Genomic DNA, 18752 nt, shown 5'->3' with positions numbered 1-18752 from the left:
GCTGTCGGCTGACAACCGTCCCGAGCGACTGCACCACGGACGTTGGGGGAGAATCGTGGCACTGCGAGAACTGACCAAGGAAGAGCGGGACACCGCCCGTCGCAAGGCACTGGCCGCCCGCGTCGAACGGGCCCAGCTCAAGAAGGAGTTCGGCAACGGGGGCATCGGCTTCGATGAGGTCCTCGAACGCGCTTCCAGCTCCGAGGCGGTGGCTCGGCTGAAGACGCTCGAGCTGCTGGAGTCCCTCCCCGGGGTCGGTCGCGTCACCGCCACCAAGGCGCTGGAGGACCTGGGGATCTCGGTGAACCGCCGACTCGGCGGACTCGGGGTCAAGCAGCGACGAGCCTTGAAGGAGTATCTGGCAGAATTGGGCTGACCATCCCAGCCCAAGGAGCCAGTGCATTGTCAGCAGTCCCCGGCAGTCCCGCCGTCACCGTGCTCGCCGGACCGACCTCCGTCGGCAAGTCGACGCTGAGCCGATTCATCCGCACCCACTATCCCGAGGTGCACTTCTCGGTCTCCGCGACCACCCGCGAGCCGCGCCCGAGCGAGGTGGACGGTGTCGACTATCACTTCATCGACCCCGAACGCTTCGACGAGCTCATCGAGCACGGCGAGTTCCTGGAATGGGCCACCGTGCACGGGAAGCACCGCTACGGCACCCTGCGCTCCACCGTGGACGCCGCACTGACGGACGGGAGGCTGGTCCTGCTTGAGATCGATCTGCAGGGAGCCCGCCAGGTCAGGGCCACGATGCCCGAGGCGCAGTTCGTGTTCCTGGCACCCCCCTCGTGGGAGGACCTGGTCTCCCGGCTGGTCGGACGCGGCACCGAATCCGAGGAGGAACAGCGGCGCAGGCTGGAAACGGCTAAGATAGAGCTTGCCGCAGAGCAGGAATTCGATGTTTCGATCATCAATGACGAGCTCGACCGTGCCGCAGCCGAACTTGTAGCCCGCATGGGCTTCACCCATGCATCACCCCAATCTGAAGGACATCTCCCCAAGTGACTGAGCAGACCGAAGGCATCATCTACCCGTCGATCGACTCCCTCCTGGAGAAGAGCGCCTCGAAGTACTCGCTGGTCCTCTTCGCCTCGAAGCGGGCCCGCCAGATCAACGCGTACTACGCCCAGCTGCACGAGGGCCTCTTCGAGTACGTGGGACCGCTGGTGGACACCAAGCTCAACGAGAAGTCGATGTCCATCGCCCTGCGCGAGATCAACGAAGACCTGCTGGTCAACCACCCCGCGGTCAACCCCGCCTCCTGATCAGGATCTGCTGCGCAGCGGCACTGCCGGCTCAGCGGCCCGACCCCGCAGTCACCCTCGACAGGGCCTGCGGGGTAATCTGGGCGGATGCGCATCGTTCTTGGAGTCAGTGCCGGCATCGCCGCCTATAAGGCGGTCCACCTCCTGCGACTCATGCGAGAAGCCGGCCACCAGGTCGACGTGATCCCCACCCCCGCGTCGGAGAAGTTCGTCGGGCGCGCCACCTGGGAGGCGATCAGCGGCCGTCCGGTGACCACCTCCGTGTTCTCCGGAGTCGACGAGGTCCGCCACGTCAGGCTCGGCCAGGAGGCCGACCTGGTCGTCGTCGCCCCGGCCACCGCTGACCTCCTGGCCCGGGCCCGCGCCGGAATGGCCGATGACCTGCTCACCACCACGCTGCTGGCCTCCGAGGCCCCCACGCTGCTGGTCCCCGCGATGCACACCGAGATGTGGAACAGCGCGGCCACCACCGAGAACGTCGAGGTGCTGCGGACCCGCGGCATCGAGGTCATGGAACCCGCCGTCGGCCGGCTCACCGGCAAGGACACCGGGCCCGGACGGCTCCCCGAACCCGAGGAGATCTACGCCCGGGTCACCGAACTTCTCCACGAGATCGACGGTGCGGCCGGACATGGCACGCCGGAAGCCTCGGCCTCAGCTCCGGACCAGGCTCTGGACCAGGCGTCAGCCGCAGCTCCGACCCCAGGGCGCCTGCGGGGCCGGACCGTCGTCATCACCGCCGGCGGCACCCGCGAACCCCTCGACCCGGTGCGCTACCTGGGGAACCGCTCCTCGGGCAAACAGGGCATGGCCCTGGCCGAGACCGCCGCGGCCGCAGGCGCGAAGGTGCACCTGATCGCCGGGACCATGGACGTCCGGCCCCCCGCACAGCTTCCCGACATCACCGTGGAGCACATCGAGACCGCCGCTCAGCTGCAGGCGGCGGTGCAGCGCGCCGCACCGGCTGCCGACATGCTGATCATGGCCGCCGCCGTCGCCGACTTCCGCCCGGCCGCCTACGCCGCGCAGAAGATCAAGAAGACCGAGGACGGCGAGAACCCGGTCATCACGTTGGAGCGGACCCCCGACATCCTCGCCGAGACGGTCCAGCACCGCCGGTCCGCAGGAACCGGGCCGGCCGTCATCGTCGGCTTCGCGGCGGAGACCGGCAGTGCAGAGGCTGACCCGCTGGAACTGGCCCGGGCGAAGCTGCTGCGCAAGGGCTGTGACCTGCTGGTGCTCAACCAGGTGGGGGAGACGCTGGTCTTCGGACGCGACGAGACCGAGATCCACATCCTCACCCCACCGAGGCTCACCGTCGAAGGCTCCGCGGTGGTGACCCTGCGCGGGACCAAGCATGAGGCCGCCGAGGCGATCATCGCCGCGGCCGCGGCTTACGTCGTGTGAAGCACGCAGATCAGCCGCGGATCGGCCTGCCGTAGGATTACCGAGTGACGAATTCCAACACCCCCGCGGCTGCGTCCTCGCTGCGCCTCTTCAGCTCCGAATCCGTGACCATCGGTCACCCGGACAAGATCTGTGACCAGATCTCCGACGCGATCCTCGACGCGCTGCTCGCCGTGGACAAGAACTCCCGCGTGGCGGTGGAGACGCTGACCACCACCGGTCTGGTGCATGTCGCCGGCGAGGTGACCACTTCGGGCTACGTGGAGATCCCGCAGATCGTGCGCAACACGCTGCTCGACATCGGCTATGACTCCTCCGCCAACGGGTTCGACGGTGCCCGCTGCGGCGTCTCGATCTCCATCGGCCAGCAGTCCCCGGAGATCTTCGCCGGGGTCTTCAACTCGATGGAGGCCCGTGGCGGTGCCGAGGACCGCCGGGACGCCCAGGGCGCGGGTGACCAGGGCATCATGTTCGGCTACGCCACCAACGAGACCCCGTCCTACATGCCCAGCGCCATCTCGCTGGCCCACCAGCTCTCCGCGCAGCTGACCAAGGTCCGCCAGGACGGCCAGCTGGCCTACCTGCGTCCCGACGGCAAGACCCAGGTCACCATCGGCTATGACGGCGACCGCCCGGTCAGCCTCGACACCGTGGTGGTCTCCACCCAGCACACCGCTGAGATCTCCCAGGAGCAGCTCCAGGGCGACATCAGCGCCCAGGTGATCGCCCCGGTGCTGGAGCACACCGGGCTGGACCTCGGCACGCTCTCCGAGATCATCAACCCGTCGGGACCCTTCGTGGTCGGCGGACCCGTCGGCGACGCCGGGCTGACCGGACGCAAGATCATCGTCGACACCTACGGCGGGTTCTCGCGCCACGGCGGCGGCGCCTTCTCCGGCAAGGACCCTTCAAAGGTGGACCGCTCCGCCGCCTACGCGATGCGCTGGGTGGCCAAGAACGTGGTGGCCGCCGGACTCGCCGACCGCGCCGAGATCCAGATCGCCTACGCGATCGGTCGCGCCCACCCGGTGGGCATCTACGTGGAGACCTTCGGCACCGAGAAGGTGGATCCGATGCAGATCTCGGCCGCGATCGACGCGATCTTCGACCTGCGTCCGCTGGGCATCATCGAGGATCTGGACCTGCTGCGTCCGATCTACCGCGAGACCTCCAAGAACGGGCACTTCGGCCGGGAGGGGGAGAACTTCCCCTGGGAGCGCCTGGACCGGGTCGAGCAGCTGAAGTCCTTCTTCAACGCCTGACCCACGAGCAGGAGCAGTCGCAGGCCGGTCGCGGCTTCCGGCTCTCCTGCGGCTGCTGGCTCAGGCGCCGGGGAGGCGGTGGCTCGAGGTTCCGCGCCAGCTGCGGTAGGCCCAGATCGTCAGCGCCACCACGATGGCCCAGGACACGCCGATCACCACGCCGTTGACGATGGTGCGATCGGCGATGAACGCCCCCAGCGCCACCAGCGAGACCTGTCCGGGCACGGTGGAGATCGCGCTGGCCACCACGAAGTCGCGCTGCGAGACACCGAACGCACCACTGCCGTAGTTCACCGGCCAATAGGGAACCCCAGGCATGAGCCGCAGGGCGAAGACGGCCTCGAAGCCGGCACCCCGCAAGTGCGCCTCGACCTTCTCTGCGTAGGATCCCAGCAGCTTCCGCACGGCCTGGGTGCCCAGGAAGCGGGCCAGATGGTAGGCGGCGAAACAGCCGATCAGCACACCGACCACCGAGAGCAGGCTGCCCAGCAGGGTGCCGAAGATCAGTCCGCCGCTGACGGCCATGATGGTGACCGGGATCGGGGTCATGGCCACCGCCGCGTAGAGCAGGATGAACACGAACCATGCGGCCCAGCCGAAGTCCTCGATGCGCTGCTGCAGCTCATCCAAGGGGGGAAGCCGCAGATTGAAGGCGGCGTAGATCATGCCCAGGAGCACGGCCACGAGCAGTGCGTTGCGGATGAAGGAGCCCCAGGCGGGACCGAGGGCTTTTTCGCTCATTGGGTCAACTCTACGCATCGGTCTGTGTCCATGGTGAGAGATACGATCGCAGGGCAGCGGAAATCTCGGTAGGGGGTGAACCAGCATGGCGGAAGAGCCGGCATCACAGGTGCAGCAGCAGTCGAACCAGCCTGCCCTGCTGGACTCGCTGGCGCCGCAGCCCGCCCCGCAGCTGCCCGCCGGGGCCACCGATGACCTCCCCGTGGCGGAGGTGCTGCTGGAATCAGCCGTGCCGCATCTGGATCGCCCCTTCGACTATGTGGTGCCCATCGATCTGGCCGAGAAGATCGTCCCGGGGTGCCGGGTGAAGCTGCGCTTCTCGGGACGGGAGATGACCGGCTACGTTCTGCGTCGCAAGCAGGAGCCCTCCACCGCCTCTCGGCTCTCCCTGATCACCAAGCTCGTCACCGCCCTGCCGGTGCTCGGTGAAGACATCCTGCACCTCTCCCAGCAGGTCGCCGAACGCGGCGCGGGGGTCACCGCCGACGTGCTGCGCGCCGCCATCCCCCCGCGCGCTGCCCGGGTGGAGAAGGACTACGCCGGTCTGCGCGTTCCGGCCACAGTGCTTGACCCAGAGAATCCCCGACCGCGCAGCGCCGCGCTGGCACTGAAGTCCTATGGCGAGCAGTCCTGGACGCGGCAGGTGCTGCACCGGGTGCAGGAGTGTCTGGCAGGGGAGGGTGACGCCGTCGTCGTGGTCCCGGACCAGCGCGACGTCGAGGCACTGATGGAGGTGCTCACCGGCACGCTGGGCAGTGGGGTGGCGGTCCAGCTCACCGCGGAGATGGGCCCCTCCGCGAGGTACCGATCGTTTCTGCAGCTGCGCTACGGGCAGGCCCGGGTGGCGGTCGGCACCCGGTCGGCGGTCTTCGCCCCGGTGCCCCGACTGCGGCTGCTGATGGTCTTCGAAGACGGCGAGCAGACCCACGCCGCGCCTCGGGCTCCGTATCACCACGTGCGCGAGGTGGCGCTGCTGCGCACGGTGCAGACCGGAGCTGAGCTGGTGATGCTCTCCACCTCACGCAGCCTCGAGGTCCAGCGGCTCATCGAGCGCGGCTGGCTCACCGAGGCCGCCCCTGAGCGGGAAGAGCGCCGCGCCGCCGCGCCCCGGATGATCGCCACCGCGGACTCCTACGAGCAGGAGCGCGAACCGGCGTTCCGGCAGGCCCGGCTGCCCGCAGCCGCGTACAAGGCGGCCCGGGACGGGCTGCAGGAAGGACCGGTGCTGATCCAGGTCGCGCGCAGCGGGTTCATCCCGGCGGTCCTCTGTGAACGCTGCCGCAGCCGCCAGCAGTGCCCGCAGTGCCACGGACCGTTGAGCCTGCCCGCCCACCACGGGCAGTCGCGGACGCTGAAGTGCCGCTGGTGCGGGCTGCACCACCGCAACCACCGCTGCACCGAGTGCGGTTCCACCACCTTCCGGGCCGGCACCCGCGGAGCCGATCGCACCGCCCAGGAGCTCGGCCGCGCCTTCCCCAACACCCCGGTCATCTCCTCCACCGCGGATCACCCGATCGCCGAGGTGGGCCAGGAGCCCGCCCTGGTGGTCAGCACCCCCGGGGTGGAGCCGGTGGCGGAAGCCGGGTACGCGACCGCGCTGCTGCTCGACGGGGACACCCAGCTCAGCCGCGAGGGCCTGGACGTGCCGCGCCAGGTGCTCTCACGCTGGTTCCGTGCGGCCTCCCTGGTCCGCCCGCACAAGACCCACGGCGGCACCGTGGTCATCACCGCCGACGCCGAGGAGCTCACCGCCGCCCTGGTGCGCTGGGACCCGGTGACGTATGCCCGTCGGGAGCTCTACAACCGGCTGGAACTGGGGCTGCCGCCGGCGCAGCGGATGCTCAGCCTCACCGGTGACCCGGCCGAGGCGGAGGCCTTCCTCGGCCAGGTGCAGCTGCCCGCGGGCCGAAGCTGGATCGGGCCGGCCCCGCTGGAGGACGGGCGGCACCGCTATCTGCTGTTCTTCGGCTACGCGGAGGCCGCCGCGGTGGTCACCGAGATCCGCCGGATCCGCCGCACCCACAGCGCGGCGCCTCCGGGAGCCGCACGCGGCGGCCGTGGCCTGCGGATCGCGATGGACGACATCGCCAGCCTGCAGTTCTGAGCCTGTGGCTCTTCGCCTGCAGATCTGAGCTCAGGGTTCCGACTCGATCGGCGGCGCTCAGTCCAAGGTGGCGATGAAGCGGCGCAGCGCACGGGCCGCCTGGGCGGGCTTCTCATAGTGCAGCAGGTGTCCGGTGCCGCACAGCACCTCCGAGTGAGCCTGCGGGATCATCCGGCGCAGCGCCCGCTGTCCGGCGGGGGTGCTCAACTGGTCCTGCGCCCCCGGGACCAGGAGCACCGGCAGGTCGAGCAGCTCTGCGAATTCGGTGACGGTGTGCCGGCTGGAGGCCCAATAGGCCTGCAGCAGCGAGTGCGGATCTGCGAAGCCGCTGAAGTGCCGGCGGTGCTGATCCCGGATATACGCCACCTGCTCCGGCACCCTGGTGACGATCATAGAGACGTTCGTGACCGCCTGCGCCAGCGGCGACCGCAGCAGTGCCTGCGCCCATCGTTCGGGCAGCCACTGGCTGGACCGGTAGTAGAGGTCGACGGCGGCGGCGCCGGGCAGCAGGCTGCCGGTGAAGATGTCATTGCTGATCGGGGCGAACAGCGCGAGCCCTGCCCAGCGCCGCGGCTTGGTCGAGTGGGCGGCTGGTCTGCTCTGCGCGGCGTGGACCGCTGGGTTTCTCTGCGCGGCGTGGGCCGCTGGGTTTCTCTGCGCGGCGTGGGCCGCGACCACGATCGAGCCGAAGGAGTGGCCCACCAGCACATCGTCGGGCCCCAGCTGAAGTGTCTCGGCCAAGGCCTCCACGCAGGCCGCATAGGTCGCCAGGCTGTGTTCAGCGGGACCGTCGGGCCCGCGCTGCAGCGGCGGTGTGGCGCCGAAACCGGGGAGATCCGGGACGAAGACCTCGAACTCCGGCAGTGCGTCCACGATCAGCGCCATCCCGTGATGGTCCCCGCGGAAGCCGTGGATCAGCAGCAGCCGGCGCACATGACCCGGCGAAGCCGCCGGGACGGCGGTCGCGGCGGGCGAGGGCACCTGGGCGGGGTAGTGCCAGACCGCCGCAGAGGTGCTCAGCCGCTCCGCGCCGTCGTCGGTCTTGTCGCTTATCCCGGTGTCCATCTCGGCCTTGGGGGAGGCGAAGTCCAGCGAGACGTCTCGTCTGATTCCTGTCCGGGCTGGGTGCTCGGTCCACGTGCGGCTCACTGGCCCAGCCTACCGGTGAACTCAATTAGACTGGCGGGGTCCAAGATACGACCCGACGACGACGAGGTGCCCCCCAGGTGAGCCACGCGAGCGAAACCGCTGCAGCCGATACCACTGCGACTCAGCCCAGCAGCCCTTCGACTGACTCCCAGGGCGGCGAGAAGAAGCAGTACTCCTTCCAGGAGATGGAGGCCCGCTGGCTGCCCCTCTGGGAGGAACAGGGCACCTTCGTGGTGGATCCGGCCGACACTCGGGAGAAGAAGTACGTGCTGGACATGTTCCCGTACCCCTCCGGCGATCTGCACATGGGTCACGCCGAGGCCTTCGCCATCGGTGACATCCCCGCCCGGTACGCCCGGCTGCGCGGCTACAACGTGCTGCACCCGATCGGCTGGGACTCCTTCGGCCTGCCCGCCGAGAACGCCGCGATCAAGAACGACGCCCACCCCGCGGACTGGACCTACGCCAACATCGAGACCCAGGCGGCCTCCTTCAAGCGCTACGGGATCAGCACCGACTGGACCCGCCGGCTGCACACCTCGGATGAGTCCTACTACCGCTGGACCCAGTGGCTGTTCCTGCAGTTCTACAACAAGGGCCTGGCGTACAAGAAGGACTCCCCGGTCAACTGGTGCCCGAAGGACCAGACCGTGCTGGCCAACGAGCAGGTCGTCGACGGCGCCTGCGAACGCTGCGGCACCGCGGTCATCAAGAAGTCGCTGAACCAGTGGTACTTCAAGATCACCGACTACGCCGACCGGCTCCTCGAAGACATGGACGAGCTCAAGGGCCACTGGCCTGACCGGGTGCTCTCCATGCAGCGCAACTGGATCGGCCGCTCCACCGGCGCCTCGGTGCGCTTCGACATCACCTCCGCTCAGGGCGCCGCCGAGCACCCGCCGGTGGAGGTCTTCACCACCCGCCCCGACACCCTCTACGGGGTCACCTTCATGGTGGTCGCCGCCGATGCCGACCTGGCCATGGAGCTGGTCACCGAGGAGAAGCGGGCAGAGCTGGAGGCCTACCGGCAGGCGCTGGGCAGCGTCTCCGACATCGAGCGCCAGTCCGCCGAGCGGGAACGCACCGGCGTCTTCCTGGGCCGCCACGCGATCCACCCGGTCACCGGTGAAGAGCTGCCGCTGTGGGCCTCTGACTACGTGCTCGCCGACTACGGCACCGGCGCCGTGATGGGCGTGCCCGCCCACGACCAGCGCGACCTGGAGTTCGCCCGCACCATGGGGCTCAAGGTCCGCGTGGTGGTCGACACCGGCGCGGAGGACCCGGCCGAGACCGGGGTCGCCACCGCCGGTGAGGGCACCGCGATCAACTCCCCGGCATGGGAGGGCCTGAACAAGGACGCCGCGATCGCCCGTGCCATCGAGGTGCTCGCGGAGAAGTCCGTGGGCGAGGCCAAGGTCAACTACCGACTGCGCGACTGGCTGCTCTCGCGGCAGCGCTTCTGGGGCGCCCCGATCCCGATCATCCACTGCGCCGGCTGCGGCGAGGTCCCGGTCCCGGAGGACCAGCTGCCGGTGAAGCTGCCGACCGGCATGCGCGGCGAGCAGCTGGCGCCCAAGGGCAAGTCCCCGCTGGCCGGTGCCACCGACTGGGTCAACGTGGACTGCCCGTCCTGCGGCGGCGCCGCCACCCGGGACACCGACACCATGGACACCTTCGTGGACTCCTCCTGGTACTACCTGCGCTATATCGACCCGAACAACGACGCCGAGATCTTCCCCAGCGAAGAGATCAACAAGTGGCTGCCGGTCGATCAGTATGTGGGCGGCGTCGAACACGCCATCCTGCACCTGCTCTACTCCCGGTTCTTCACCAAGGTGCTCTTCGACCTGAACCTGGTGAACTTCACGGAGCCGTTCAAGGCGCTGCTGAACCAGGGCCAGGTGCTCAACGGGGGCAGGGCCATGTCGAAGTCCCTGGGCAACGGGGTGAACCTCGGCGAGCAGCTCGACATCTACGGGGTCGACGCCATTCGGCTGACCATGGTCTTCGCCTCCCCGCCGGAGGACGACGTGGACTGGGCCGACGTGTCACCCTTCGGCTCGGCGAAGTTCCTGGCCCGCGCCTGGCGGCTCGCCCAGGACGTCAGCTCCGACGCCGGGTCTGACCCTGCGAGCGGGACCAAGGCGCTGCGTACGGTCACCCACCGGACCATCCAGGACGCCGCGCAGCTGATCGAGGACAAGAAGTTCAACGTGGTGATCGCCCGGACCATGGAGCTGGTCAACGCCGCCCGCAAGGAGATCGACGCGGGCGCCGGCGCGGCTGATCCTGCCGTGCGCGAGGCCGCAGAGGTCACCGCGCAGATCCTCTCCCTGGTCGCGCCCTACACCGCCGAGGACATGTGGGCGATGCTCGGCCACGCCCCCTCGGTGGCGAACTCCGCCTGGCCCGCCGTGGATGAATCGCTGCTGGTCCAGGACACCGTCACCGCGGTGGTCCAGGTCAAGGGCAAGCTGCGCGACAAGCTGGAGGTCGCCGCAGACATCACCGAGTCGGATCTCGAGGCGCAGGCGCTCGCGCTGCCCCGGATCCAGAAGTACATCGCCGACGGCGGCGGGGTGCGCAAGGTGATCGTGCGCGCACCGAAGCTGGTCAACGTCGTGACCGGCTGATGACCGACCGGCCCGCGGAACGCTGCCAGCAGAGTCTGGCCCGATGGCGCAGCGCCATCGAGGCCGACCTGCTCGCGCGGCGCGCCGCGGTGCCGGGGCGCAAGCCGAATCTGCGCCGCAAGAAGGGGCGCATCGCGGTGGTCACCGACTCCTCCTGTTCGCTTCCGGTGGACCGCCGGACCCAGGAGGTGCTGCTGGGCCAGATCGGGGCGAACATCATCTCGGTGCCGATCCCGGTGATGATCGGTGAGCAGATCTACCCGGAGACCAGCGAGGAGCTGGACCGGGACCTCCCGCTTGCCCTGGCTCAGGGGACCACGGTGCGGACCTCACGGCCCTCGCCGGGACGACTGCTGGAGTCCTATCAGTCGCTGCAGGACCAGGGCTACGCCGGGGTGGTGTCCATCCACCTCTCCGCGAAGCTCTCCGGCACCGTGGAGGCCGCCCGGCTGGCCGCCGGTCAGTTGGACTTCCCGGTCACGGTCGTCGATTCCCGCCAGGCCGGGCTGGGCCTCGGGCACAGCGTGATCGACGCGGCGATGACCGCGCAGCTCGGCGGCTCGCTGGCGAGGGTGGCCGCAGCCGCGACGACCAGCGCCGAGCGGGCAGAATCGTTGTTCGTGCTGCCCAACCTGGACCAGCTGCGCCGCGGCGGCCGGATCAACGCGATGTCCACGCTGATCGGGGGACTGCTCTGGGTGAAACCGCTGCTGCAGCTCATCGAGGGCGAGATCCAGCCGGTGGAGCGCCCACGCACCATGCCGCGCGCCCTGGAGCGACTCCATGCCCGGGTCGCGCAGCACGCCCACGGCATGGACGCCCCGCGGCTGGGGGTCCACGGATTCGGCAATCCAGCACAGGCCCTGGAGCTCGCCGAAGCTCTGGCCCCGCTCTCGGCGGCCCCGGTGCCGGTGGTGGATCTTCCTCCCGCCCTGGGCGCCCACCTCGGGCTCGGAGCGCTTGCGGTGTCGTTGAATCCCGCCCTGCCCGCCGGCTCCTGACGCTGCGGAGGGGACCGTTCCGCAGAACGGTTTTCCCCAACTCCTGCCTGACGACGACGCCGCGGCCCGCTGCGCACAGCAGGTTCTCCACCGCGCAGCAGAGCTGAGAACGGCTCTAGCGTGGCCTCATGGAGGTCTGGGCCGAGGATCAGCTGACACGGCGCGAGCGGCTGCGCGCGGAGCGCGAACTTGAGCACGCCGCCCCGGCACGGATCCGGCTGAAGCTCGCCGGAGTGCTGGTGATCGTCATCGCGCTGCTGACCTGGCTGGCCGTGTCCTGGCTCAGCAGCACCAGCCCGGCGGGGGCGCCCGTGCCGGAACCTCCACCGCTGCAGGGGGTGGCGCAGACCGGAGGCGGCCCCACGGAGATGTCAGGGCAGGCCGAGGGGCCAGCGCCCCCGAACCCCTCCGGTGCCCCCGCCGACCCAGGGTCGGCAGATACGCAGCAGGGTGCCGCGGAATCGATTCCAGTCGTGGTCCATGTGGGCGGAGCGGTCGCGTCCCCGGGCGTGGTGGAGCTCCCCTCCGGTGCGCGCGTGCATGAGGCGATCGAGGCCGCAGGTGGGATGACCTCGAAGGCGGATCCGGGTGGTCTGAATCTGGCCGCTCCGGTCCAGGACGGCACGGTGATCTGGGTGCCGACGCCGGAGGAGCTCGAGGCCGGGACGGGTCCACCGACCGCCGGGCAGGACCCCGCCGGCCCGCCAGGGACGGCACCCGGCGCCGAAGCGGGCACAGGAGCGGGCGCGGCACCTGGATCGGCGGCCGGAGCAGCGCCTGGGTCGGGCACCGGAGACCTGATCAACCTCAACACCGCCGATTCCACGGCTCTCCAGGAGCTGCCCGGAATCGGTCCGGCGCTCTCGGAGCGGATCATCAGCCACCGCGAGACCAACGGCCCCTTCGGCTCGTTGGAGGAGCTCGCCGGAGTCAGCGGCATCGGGCCGGTGATTCTGGCGGATGTAGAAGGTCTGGTGACCTGGTGACCACCGCGAGACCGCTGGATCTGCGGCTGCTTCCCGCCGCGCTGACGGCCTGGGCCGCAGCCCTGCTGGCGGTGCATCTTCCCTGGCAACCAACGTTGCAGCTGGGATGGTGCTTGCTCGGCGCAGGAGTGCTGCTGACCATGATCGCCTCGCTGCTGAATCGACTCGTGACCGCTCCAGTAGCGCTGCATGTGCTGCTCTGCTGCGTCCTGGCGGGAGTCGTCGTTCTCCAGGCCGGGACAGATGCCCGAGCGCACCAGATGAGCGGATGGGCGCAGGCGGTGGCGGGTGACACACCGGTGATGGTGACGCTGCGGATCTCTGGGCAGCCCGAGATCCTGGCCACCCCGGGGTTCGACGGTGCCGACCGGGTCATGGCCCACGCGATGGTGGAGGCGGCGACCATGCCGGGGGAGCAGCGCCCGGTCCCCGTGGACGCCCCGGTGGTGATCATCCAGGACGCCGCAGCGCAGTCGGATCCTGAGACCGGAGAAGAAGCTGCGGGGGAGTCCGGTGAACGCCCTGCCCGGGGGTCCGGCGCGAGGTCCGCAGCGGAGGTGCTGCCCCTGATCACGGGTCAGCGCTACCAGGGACTGGTGAAGCTCAACCCGACCGACCCAGGTCAGCGCGAGACCGCAGTGGCCTTCCCCTTCGGTGGGGCCCTGGAGCGGCTTCGCGCAGATGGTCGCGCCGAGTTCACACAGATCTTCAACGGGCTGCGCTCTGCCACGGCGGACGCATCGTCACACGCCGTCGGCGACGCCCCCGGGCTGCTGCCGGGGCTGATCCTCGGTGACCGGACACACCAAGAAGAGGAGCTCAGCGAGGCGATGCGCGCCGCCGGACTGAGCCACCTGACCGCGGTGAGCGGCGCCAACTGCGCTTTGGTCATGGGTGCGCTGATGGGGCTCGTGCGTCTGGTGCGGGCTCCGCGATGGACGACTGTTCCGGTCGCGGTCATCGGACTGGTGCTCTTCGTGCTGCTGGTGCACCCCGAACCCAGTGTGATCCGTGCCGGGGTGATGGGCAGCATCGCGGCGGTGTCGCTCTTCGCCGGGCGCGGACGGGCGGCGTTTTCGCTGCTCTGCCTCTGCGTGCTCGGCCTGCTGGTCTTTGATCCGTTCTACGCGACAGAGCCGGCGTTCCAGCTTTCCGCGGCCGCCACGGCGGGGATCGTGGTGATCGGGACCCGGATCCGGGAGCGGCTGGAAACGTTCCTGCCGGCGATTCTCGCGGCACCGCTGGCCCTGGCGTTCTCCGCGCAGCTCTTCGTCACCCCCGTGCTGCTGCCGCTCTCGGCCGCAGTCAACACCTACGCGGTGCCCGCCAATGTGCTGGCCGCCCCGTTCGTGCCGTTCATCACCGTGCCGGGTACCTTAGCTGCGGTGATCTCCACGACCCTGCCCTGGGTCGCGGTGCCGATCCTGTGGTGCTGCGGGTTGGCGGCGGCCTGTCTCGGGATGATCGGCAGGGTCGCGGCGGGGCTTCCGCAGGCCGCTGCTCCGTGGCCGGAGGGTTGGGTGGGCTGGGGTCTGGTGGTGCTCTATATCTTCGCCGCACTTGTGCTGGCCTGGGGGCTGGTGGATCGGTTCCGCCGTTGGCATGTGGTCCTCTTGGCGGTAGCTGCGGCGGCGATGCTGGCCCTGGTGCTGCCGGTGACGGCGCTGGTGCCTTCACGTGGGGTTGATCAGTGGCGGGTGGCGTTGTGTGATGTGGGGCAGGGCGACATGCTGGTGGTCCGCACCCAAGAGTCCGCCGGCGTGGTGGTGGATACGGGGGAGGACCCGCTGCTGGCAGATGAGTGCCTCAGGAAGCTGGGGGTGGAGACGGTCGAGGCGCTGCTGCTCACTCATGAACACCGCGACCATTACGGCGGGACCCCAGGGGTCATTGAGGACCGTGCGCCGGGGCTGATCCTGCATGCCGGCAGCACCGGCTGGGACGTGGAAGCCGAAGTGGAATCGGTCGGGGAGCTGCCCCCGAGCATCCCGGTGCATCGGCCCCAGGTCGGGGAGAGCTTCGAGTTCACCCGGGGGCTCAGTGTGCGGCTGACCATATGGGCCGCCGAGGCGCATCACGCCGAGGCCAATGACAACTCGCTCGTGGCGCTCATCGAAACCGTGGACCCTGATCTGCCGGAAGGGACGGTCGGGTCCGTCGATGAGCCGCTGCGGGTGTTGACACTGGGGGATCTCGAGGAGGAGGTGGCTGCCTCGTGGCTGCGCCGGACGGGAGCCCCTGAAGGTGTTCATCTGCTCAAGGTCGCTCATCATGGGGCGGCCAACGGCGGCACCGAGGTGCTGGAGGCGACCCGGCCGGCGCTGGCGCTGATCGGGGTGGGGGAAGAGAACACCTATGGACACCCCTCCGCTGAGATCATCGCCAAGTTGGAGGCACTTGGCGCCGCGGTCTACCGCACTGATCTGCACGGGACGGTGGTGTTCACCTTGGATGCTGGTGGCTTGGACGCGACTGCTGTTCCTTGATTCGAGCCGAGATCGGATGGGCTTGGGAAGGATTCTGATCTTCCCCTTCTTTTCACCCTATGATCCTGTGGTCCGCGCATTCTGAACGAGTAATCTTCAGTTGTGAGCGCTACCGCTGACAGACCAAACATGGGTCTGCTGTAGGTCACGTCACTAGGTCAACTAAACCGTCAGCAGACCCGTTCTCGAAATCACCGGGGCCAATGTCCCGAATGCCATCCACGCGGCGAGCGGCACCTGGATCCTGCACGAGTCAGATCTGGCTCGGGAGTTGTGACGAGTGCGTCACCTCGGTGGAAATTGACATATCACCATGTTTGGAGTTCTACAGAACTAGCGGCGGTAGCCCTCGACCTGCCGCGGAGCGGCACTCTTGCCATTACTAGGATTAGGCACAGGGCTACCGAGCGAGACCGCGTCGTAGTCGATCAGTTAACCCCGCCCACGGGTGCATCCCCTACCATCGGGATCAAGGTCTGGAACCCTCGCCACTGCGTGCCAGGTACTCGGATTGGTCCTCGCCAAACTGGCTGTGCACCACGAGGGCCCCAGCGCCATTGAGTGAAGTGGTATAGGGCCATCTCGCCGTTCGGGTAGATGCCTGCGATGAACCCCGAGTTCAGGGCGAAGACACGTTCGAAGACGTTCCACCCATTACCGATTTTGTGTGGGCCTTCGAGAGCCGTGCCCGGATTGGGCCAGGACGTGTGGCGGTGCCAGAAGAGGTCGCCGCTCTCATCGATGCCGTAGAGCACGCCCTCTCCGCCGCCAAAGAACTTGGGGTAATACCGCCACTGTGAAACGATCATGGAGCTCTTGCCCAACGAGCCTGTGCCATTGGATGCATCCCGGTGCCTGATCAACTCGAGCGAACGCTTGATGCGGAAGTCACGGGGATCATGGAAGGTTCGTACAAGCATGAAGCTGCCGCCCCCAGCGTTGACGTGCCATTGTCCTTCCCCTAGCAGCGGGAATTCGTATGGGGCTCGGATTCGTCGGGGGCCCGACCACCCGGCTGGACCTCTGCCGACGTCGTCGTGCCGATACCAGTTCACTGCACGGTCACCAGAGAACGCATACATGATCTTGTCGTACGTTCCGTGGACCTCGGTGAAGTTGTGCCAGCCGGTACCAACTACCCCACCTATCGGGGTGACTTTCGGAGGATCGGTGAGTGCAGTCGTAGTCTCGAGCTGGAAGCGGTGGAGATCGCCGTTGGGCCGGATCCCATACAACGTCAATCTGTGCGCTGTCCAGTTCGGAAACTGACCTATAAATGGGTCGACGAGGGTGCCCCGAGTCTTGATTCTAGTGACAGCATCCTCCAGCATGCGCAAGGTCATAAGTTGGGGGAACTCGTCTTCCAGGATTGCCTCGTCACCTTCGGCGATCCGCGGGTCGGCTGTGCAGAACGTACTGGTCGTGGGGCGACCGACGTGCATCGAGACTCCGCGCAGGCCCTTTCGCGTCCGTTCGATGTCGTTGACGGCGACGAAACTGTAGTCGCAGCGTCCGGTGGGGGTGACGTATCTGGTGCTTATGATGATTTCGACGCGTACTGCGTGCCGGAAGCGCTCCGCCAGCGATTGGGGGGGAGTCTGGTACTCGACGTACTCGGCGCGTGTGGCAACCCACGTGAGTACTTCGTCGGCGCCCTTGCGGTAAGTCGCGCGATCGCCGCTTGCGCGAATGGCTTCCTGCGCTGAGAACACCCATATCATCGCCCCGTACGCGAAGATTGGGAGGGGGAGTCCCTTGAATCGCGTCGGCGCCGGGCGCCAACTGCTCGGAGCGTCATCTGGCTTCTTAATCGCGTCGCTCCAGAGCCATAGATCGTCGTCTCGGTACATCGCGCGCAACCGGTCTAAAGCGTTGGCCGCAACGACTGCCGCATCCTGGGGTCGATTCGTGAGGTCGCGCCCAAGCTCACTGAAGGAGAGTTGGTGCTCTCGCATCGTGCGGACGCGAGCTCGATTCTCACCTTGGGCGACCTTCGCCTCCAGCTCGCTCAAGCGTTCATCAAGATCGGTGACGAACTGCTCTAACCGAGTAAGCCGCTCGTCCAACTCTCGAAGCGCCTTCTCGACCTTGCTCTCGCGACCGAAGTTGTAGATGGCCTCCAGGGCTTTATAGGCCGTCACGACGTAGTTCACGTACGGGACCATCTGCGCCACGGTGACGTAGACCTCGTCACCTTCGAGATCGGGCATCACTGCCTCCTTCACTGGTTCCCACGACGGACCACCAGCTACATGTGATATAGGATACTCGCCCAGGTTTCTCGCGACTAGGGCAAGACGAGCCTCATCTGCAGCGCACTCGGAAACAGAAGTCCAGCTGCCAGCGCGATGAAGGGAGTGTCCCGCAGAAGCCGACGCGTCGGTCGTAAAACCCCTATCCGAGACATACGAATCGGCAACTGGAAGCGGCGCCAACTGCGCTTTGGTCATGGGTGCGCTGATGGGGCTCGTGCGTCTTGTGCGGGCTCCGCGATGGACGACTGTTCCGGTCGCGGTCATCGGACTGGTGCTCTTCGTGCTGCTGGTGCACCCGGAGCCCAGTGTGATCCGTGCCGGGGTGATGGGCAGCATCGCGGCGGTGTCGCTCTTCGCCGGGCGCGGCCGGGCGGCGTTGTCGCTGCTCTGTGTCTGTGTGCTGGGCCTGTTGGTCTTTGATCCGTTCTATGCGACTGAGCCGGCGTTCCAGCTTTCCGCGGCCGCCACGGCGGGGATCGTGGTGATCGGGACCCGGATCCGGGAGCGGCTGGAGACGTTCCTGCCGGCGATTCTCGCGGCGCCGCTGGCCCTGGCGTTCTCCGCGCAGCTCTTCGTCACCCCGGTGCTGCTGCCGCTCTCGGCCGCAGTCAACACCTACGCGGTGCCCGCCAGGTGCACCGGCCCCAGGTCGGGGAGAGCTTCGAGTTCACCCAGGGGCTCAGTGTGCGGCTGACCATATGGGCCGCCGAGGCGCATCACGCTGAGGCCAATGACAACTCTCTGGTGGCGCTCTTCGAGATCGCGGATCCTCAGCTGGATGAGGGGGCGGTGGGCTCCGCGGGTCAGCCGCTGCGTCTTCTGGCCTTGGGGGATCTGGAGGAGGAGGTGGCTGCCTCGTGGCTGCGCCGGACGGGAGCCCCTGAAGGTGTTCATCTGCTCAAGGTCGCTCATCATGGGGCGGCCAACGGCGGCACCGAGGTGCTGGAGGTGACCCGGCCGGCGCTGGCGCTGATCGGGGTGGGGGAGGACAACACCTATGGACACCCCTCCGCTGAGATCATCGCCACGTTGGAGGACCTGGGTGCCGCGGTCTACCGCACTGATCTGCACGGGACGGTGGTGTTCACCTTGGATGCTGGTGGCTTGGACGCGACCGCTGTTCCTTGATTCGAGCCGAGATCGGATGGGCTTGGGAAGCCTTCGGATCTGCACCTTCCCGCGCCCGGTGATCCCGTTGAGCTGAATCCCCAGTGGTCCTGCGGACGAATCGATGTTTGATGCCCCCACCAATCTTGGGGTCTGCTCAGCCTTGTCTGCAGCGCTTCCCGAATGGGTGAGGGTCTGTGAGCCGGGCCGATCACGGACGTTTCCGCAGTGGGCCGAGTTCAGCGCCGGACACCGGCCAGGTGGGTGCCGGCCGACCTCTCCGATGAATGGACAAGTCTTCTGAAAGACACACGAAGCCGAGGTTCATTGGGTGTACGAGTAGCACGCGGTGG

General features: G+C 68.0%; 14 protein-coding genes and 1 pseudogene. 12 read left to right on the top strand and 3 right to left on the bottom strand.

The features are described 5' to 3' along the window. Positions 1 to 55 precede the first annotated feature (55 nt). From mihF to metK, 5 genes are all read left to right on the top strand, one after another. Complete coding sequence (gene mihF / locus LTH93_RS01125; protein ID WP_241464574.1) at positions 56 to 376, top strand: integration host factor, actinobacterial type; 321 nt, start codon at positions 56 to 58, stop codon at positions 374 to 376. Positions 377 to 402: 26 nt separating this feature from the next. After that, positions 403 to 1008 carry a guanylate kinase gene (gmk, locus tag LTH93_RS01120; protein WP_241464575.1) on the top strand — a complete coding sequence of 202 codons (606 nt, stop codon included), beginning with the start codon at positions 403 to 405 and terminating at the stop codon, positions 1006 to 1008. Then, the gene (gene rpoZ, locus LTH93_RS01115; RefSeq protein WP_036476028.1) at positions 1005 to 1268 is read left to right on the top strand and encodes a DNA-directed RNA polymerase subunit omega; all 264 of its coding nucleotides are present in this window, start codon (positions 1005 to 1007) and stop codon (positions 1266 to 1268) included. The genes gmk and rpoZ overlap by 4 nt, the downstream gene beginning before the upstream one ends. A gap of 87 nt (positions 1269 to 1355) precedes the next feature. Then, a complete protein-coding gene (locus LTH93_RS01110; protein ID WP_241469658.1) occupies positions 1356 to 2675 on the top strand; it encodes a bifunctional phosphopantothenoylcysteine decarboxylase/phosphopantothenate synthase in 1320 nt (439 codons plus the stop codon). 44 nt (positions 2676 to 2719) lie between these two features. Beyond that, the gene (gene metK / locus LTH93_RS01105; protein ID WP_241469656.1) at positions 2720 to 3937 is read left to right on the top strand and encodes a methionine adenosyltransferase; all 1218 of its coding nucleotides are present in this window, start codon (positions 2720 to 2722) and stop codon (positions 3935 to 3937) included. Positions 3938 to 3997: 60 nt separating this feature from the next. On the opposite strand, the gene LTH93_RS01100 is transcribed toward metK, so the two are convergent. After that, complete coding sequence (locus LTH93_RS01100) at positions 3998 to 4678, bottom strand: TVP38/TMEM64 family protein (protein WP_241464578.1); 681 nt, start codon at positions 4676 to 4678, stop codon at positions 3998 to 4000. A gap of 85 nt (positions 4679 to 4763) precedes the next feature. On the opposite strand from LTH93_RS01100, the gene LTH93_RS01095 reads away from it, so the two are divergent. Then, on the top strand, positions 4764 to 6782 hold the full coding sequence (locus tag LTH93_RS01095) for a primosomal protein N' (RefSeq protein ID WP_241469654.1): 2019 nt from the start codon (positions 4764 to 4766) through the stop codon (positions 6780 to 6782). A 57-nt stretch (positions 6783 to 6839) separates the two neighbouring features. Here LTH93_RS01095 and LTH93_RS01090 read toward each other — a convergent pair whose 3' ends face one another. Beyond that, positions 6840 to 7931 (bottom strand): alpha/beta fold hydrolase, encoded by a 1092-nt coding sequence (locus LTH93_RS01090; RefSeq protein ID WP_241469652.1) that lies wholly within the window; start codon positions 7929 to 7931, stop codon positions 6840 to 6842. Positions 7932 to 8008: 77 nt separating this feature from the next. Here LTH93_RS01090 and leuS point away from each other — a divergent pair, with 77 nt between their 5' ends. The 4 genes from leuS to LTH93_RS01070 all read left to right on the top strand — a co-directional run bounded on the left by leuS (position 8009) and on the right by LTH93_RS01070 (position 15037). Next, entirely contained in the window at positions 8009 to 10564 is a 2556-nt protein-coding gene (gene leuS / locus LTH93_RS01085) for a leucine--tRNA ligase (protein ID WP_370642611.1), read from the top strand. Then, the gene (locus LTH93_RS01080) at positions 10564 to 11565 is read left to right on the top strand and encodes a DegV family protein (RefSeq protein WP_241469650.1); all 1002 of its coding nucleotides are present in this window, start codon (positions 10564 to 10566) and stop codon (positions 11563 to 11565) included. The genes leuS and LTH93_RS01080 overlap by 1 nt, the downstream gene beginning before the upstream one ends. A gap of 128 nt (positions 11566 to 11693) precedes the next feature. Next, on the top strand, positions 11694 to 12551 hold the full coding sequence (locus LTH93_RS01075) for a helix-hairpin-helix domain-containing protein (RefSeq protein WP_241469648.1): 858 nt from the start codon (positions 11694 to 11696) through the stop codon (positions 12549 to 12551). Then, on the top strand, positions 12548 to 15037 hold the full coding sequence (locus LTH93_RS01070) for a ComEC/Rec2 family competence protein (RefSeq protein WP_241469646.1): 2490 nt from the start codon (positions 12548 to 12550) through the stop codon (positions 15035 to 15037). The genes LTH93_RS01075 and LTH93_RS01070 overlap by 4 nt, the downstream gene beginning before the upstream one ends. A 428-nt stretch (positions 15038 to 15465) precedes the next feature. On the opposite strand, the gene LTH93_RS01065 is transcribed toward LTH93_RS01070, so the two are convergent. After that, on the bottom strand, positions 15466 to 17247 hold the full coding sequence (locus LTH93_RS01065; RefSeq protein WP_241469644.1) for a tachylectin-related carbohydrate-binding protein: 1782 nt from the start codon (positions 17245 to 17247) through the stop codon (positions 15466 to 15468). Between the two features lie 226 nt (positions 17248 to 17473). Here LTH93_RS01065 and LTH93_RS01060 point away from each other — a divergent pair. Next, positions 17474 to 17986 (top strand): annotated as a pseudogene (locus tag LTH93_RS01060) (ComEC/Rec2 family competence protein); the annotation flags it as partial. Further along, entirely contained in the window at positions 17977 to 18420 is a 444-nt protein-coding gene (locus LTH93_RS01055; RefSeq protein ID WP_241469640.1) for a ComEC/Rec2 family competence protein, read from the top strand. The pseudogene LTH93_RS01060 and the gene LTH93_RS01055, both read left to right, overlap by 10 nt. Positions 18421 to 18752 lie beyond the last annotated feature (332 nt).

The organism is Nesterenkonia sp. DZ6 (genome assembly GCF_022565835.1).
In the GTDB taxonomy this organism is placed as follows: domain Bacteria; phylum Actinomycetota; class Actinomycetes; order Actinomycetales; family Micrococcaceae; genus Nesterenkonia.
Note: the sequence above shows the minus strand (reverse complement) of the source record. Positions and strands in the feature narration are given on the sequence as shown.

Coding starts and splice junctions, on each gene's coding strand:
- LTH93_RS01065 (WP_241469644.1), bottom strand. CDS start 17,247: ATGCCCGATCTCGAAGGTGACGAGGTCTACGTCACCGTGGCGCAGATG.
- LTH93_RS01080 (WP_241469650.1), top strand. CDS start 10,564: ATGACCGACCGGCCCGCGGAACGCTGCCAGCAGAGTCTGGCCCGATGG.
- LTH93_RS01100 (WP_241464578.1), bottom strand. CDS start 4,678: ATGAGCGAAAAAGCCCTCGGTCCCGCCTGGGGCTCCTTCATCCGCAAC.
- LTH93_RS01075 (WP_241469648.1), top strand. CDS start 11,694: ATGGAGGTCTGGGCCGAGGATCAGCTGACACGGCGCGAGCGGCTGCGC.
- LTH93_RS01110 (WP_241469658.1), top strand. CDS start 1,356: ATGCGCATCGTTCTTGGAGTCAGTGCCGGCATCGCCGCCTATAAGGCG.
- LTH93_RS01095 (WP_241469654.1), top strand. CDS start 4,764: ATGGCGGAAGAGCCGGCATCACAGGTGCAGCAGCAGTCGAACCAGCCT.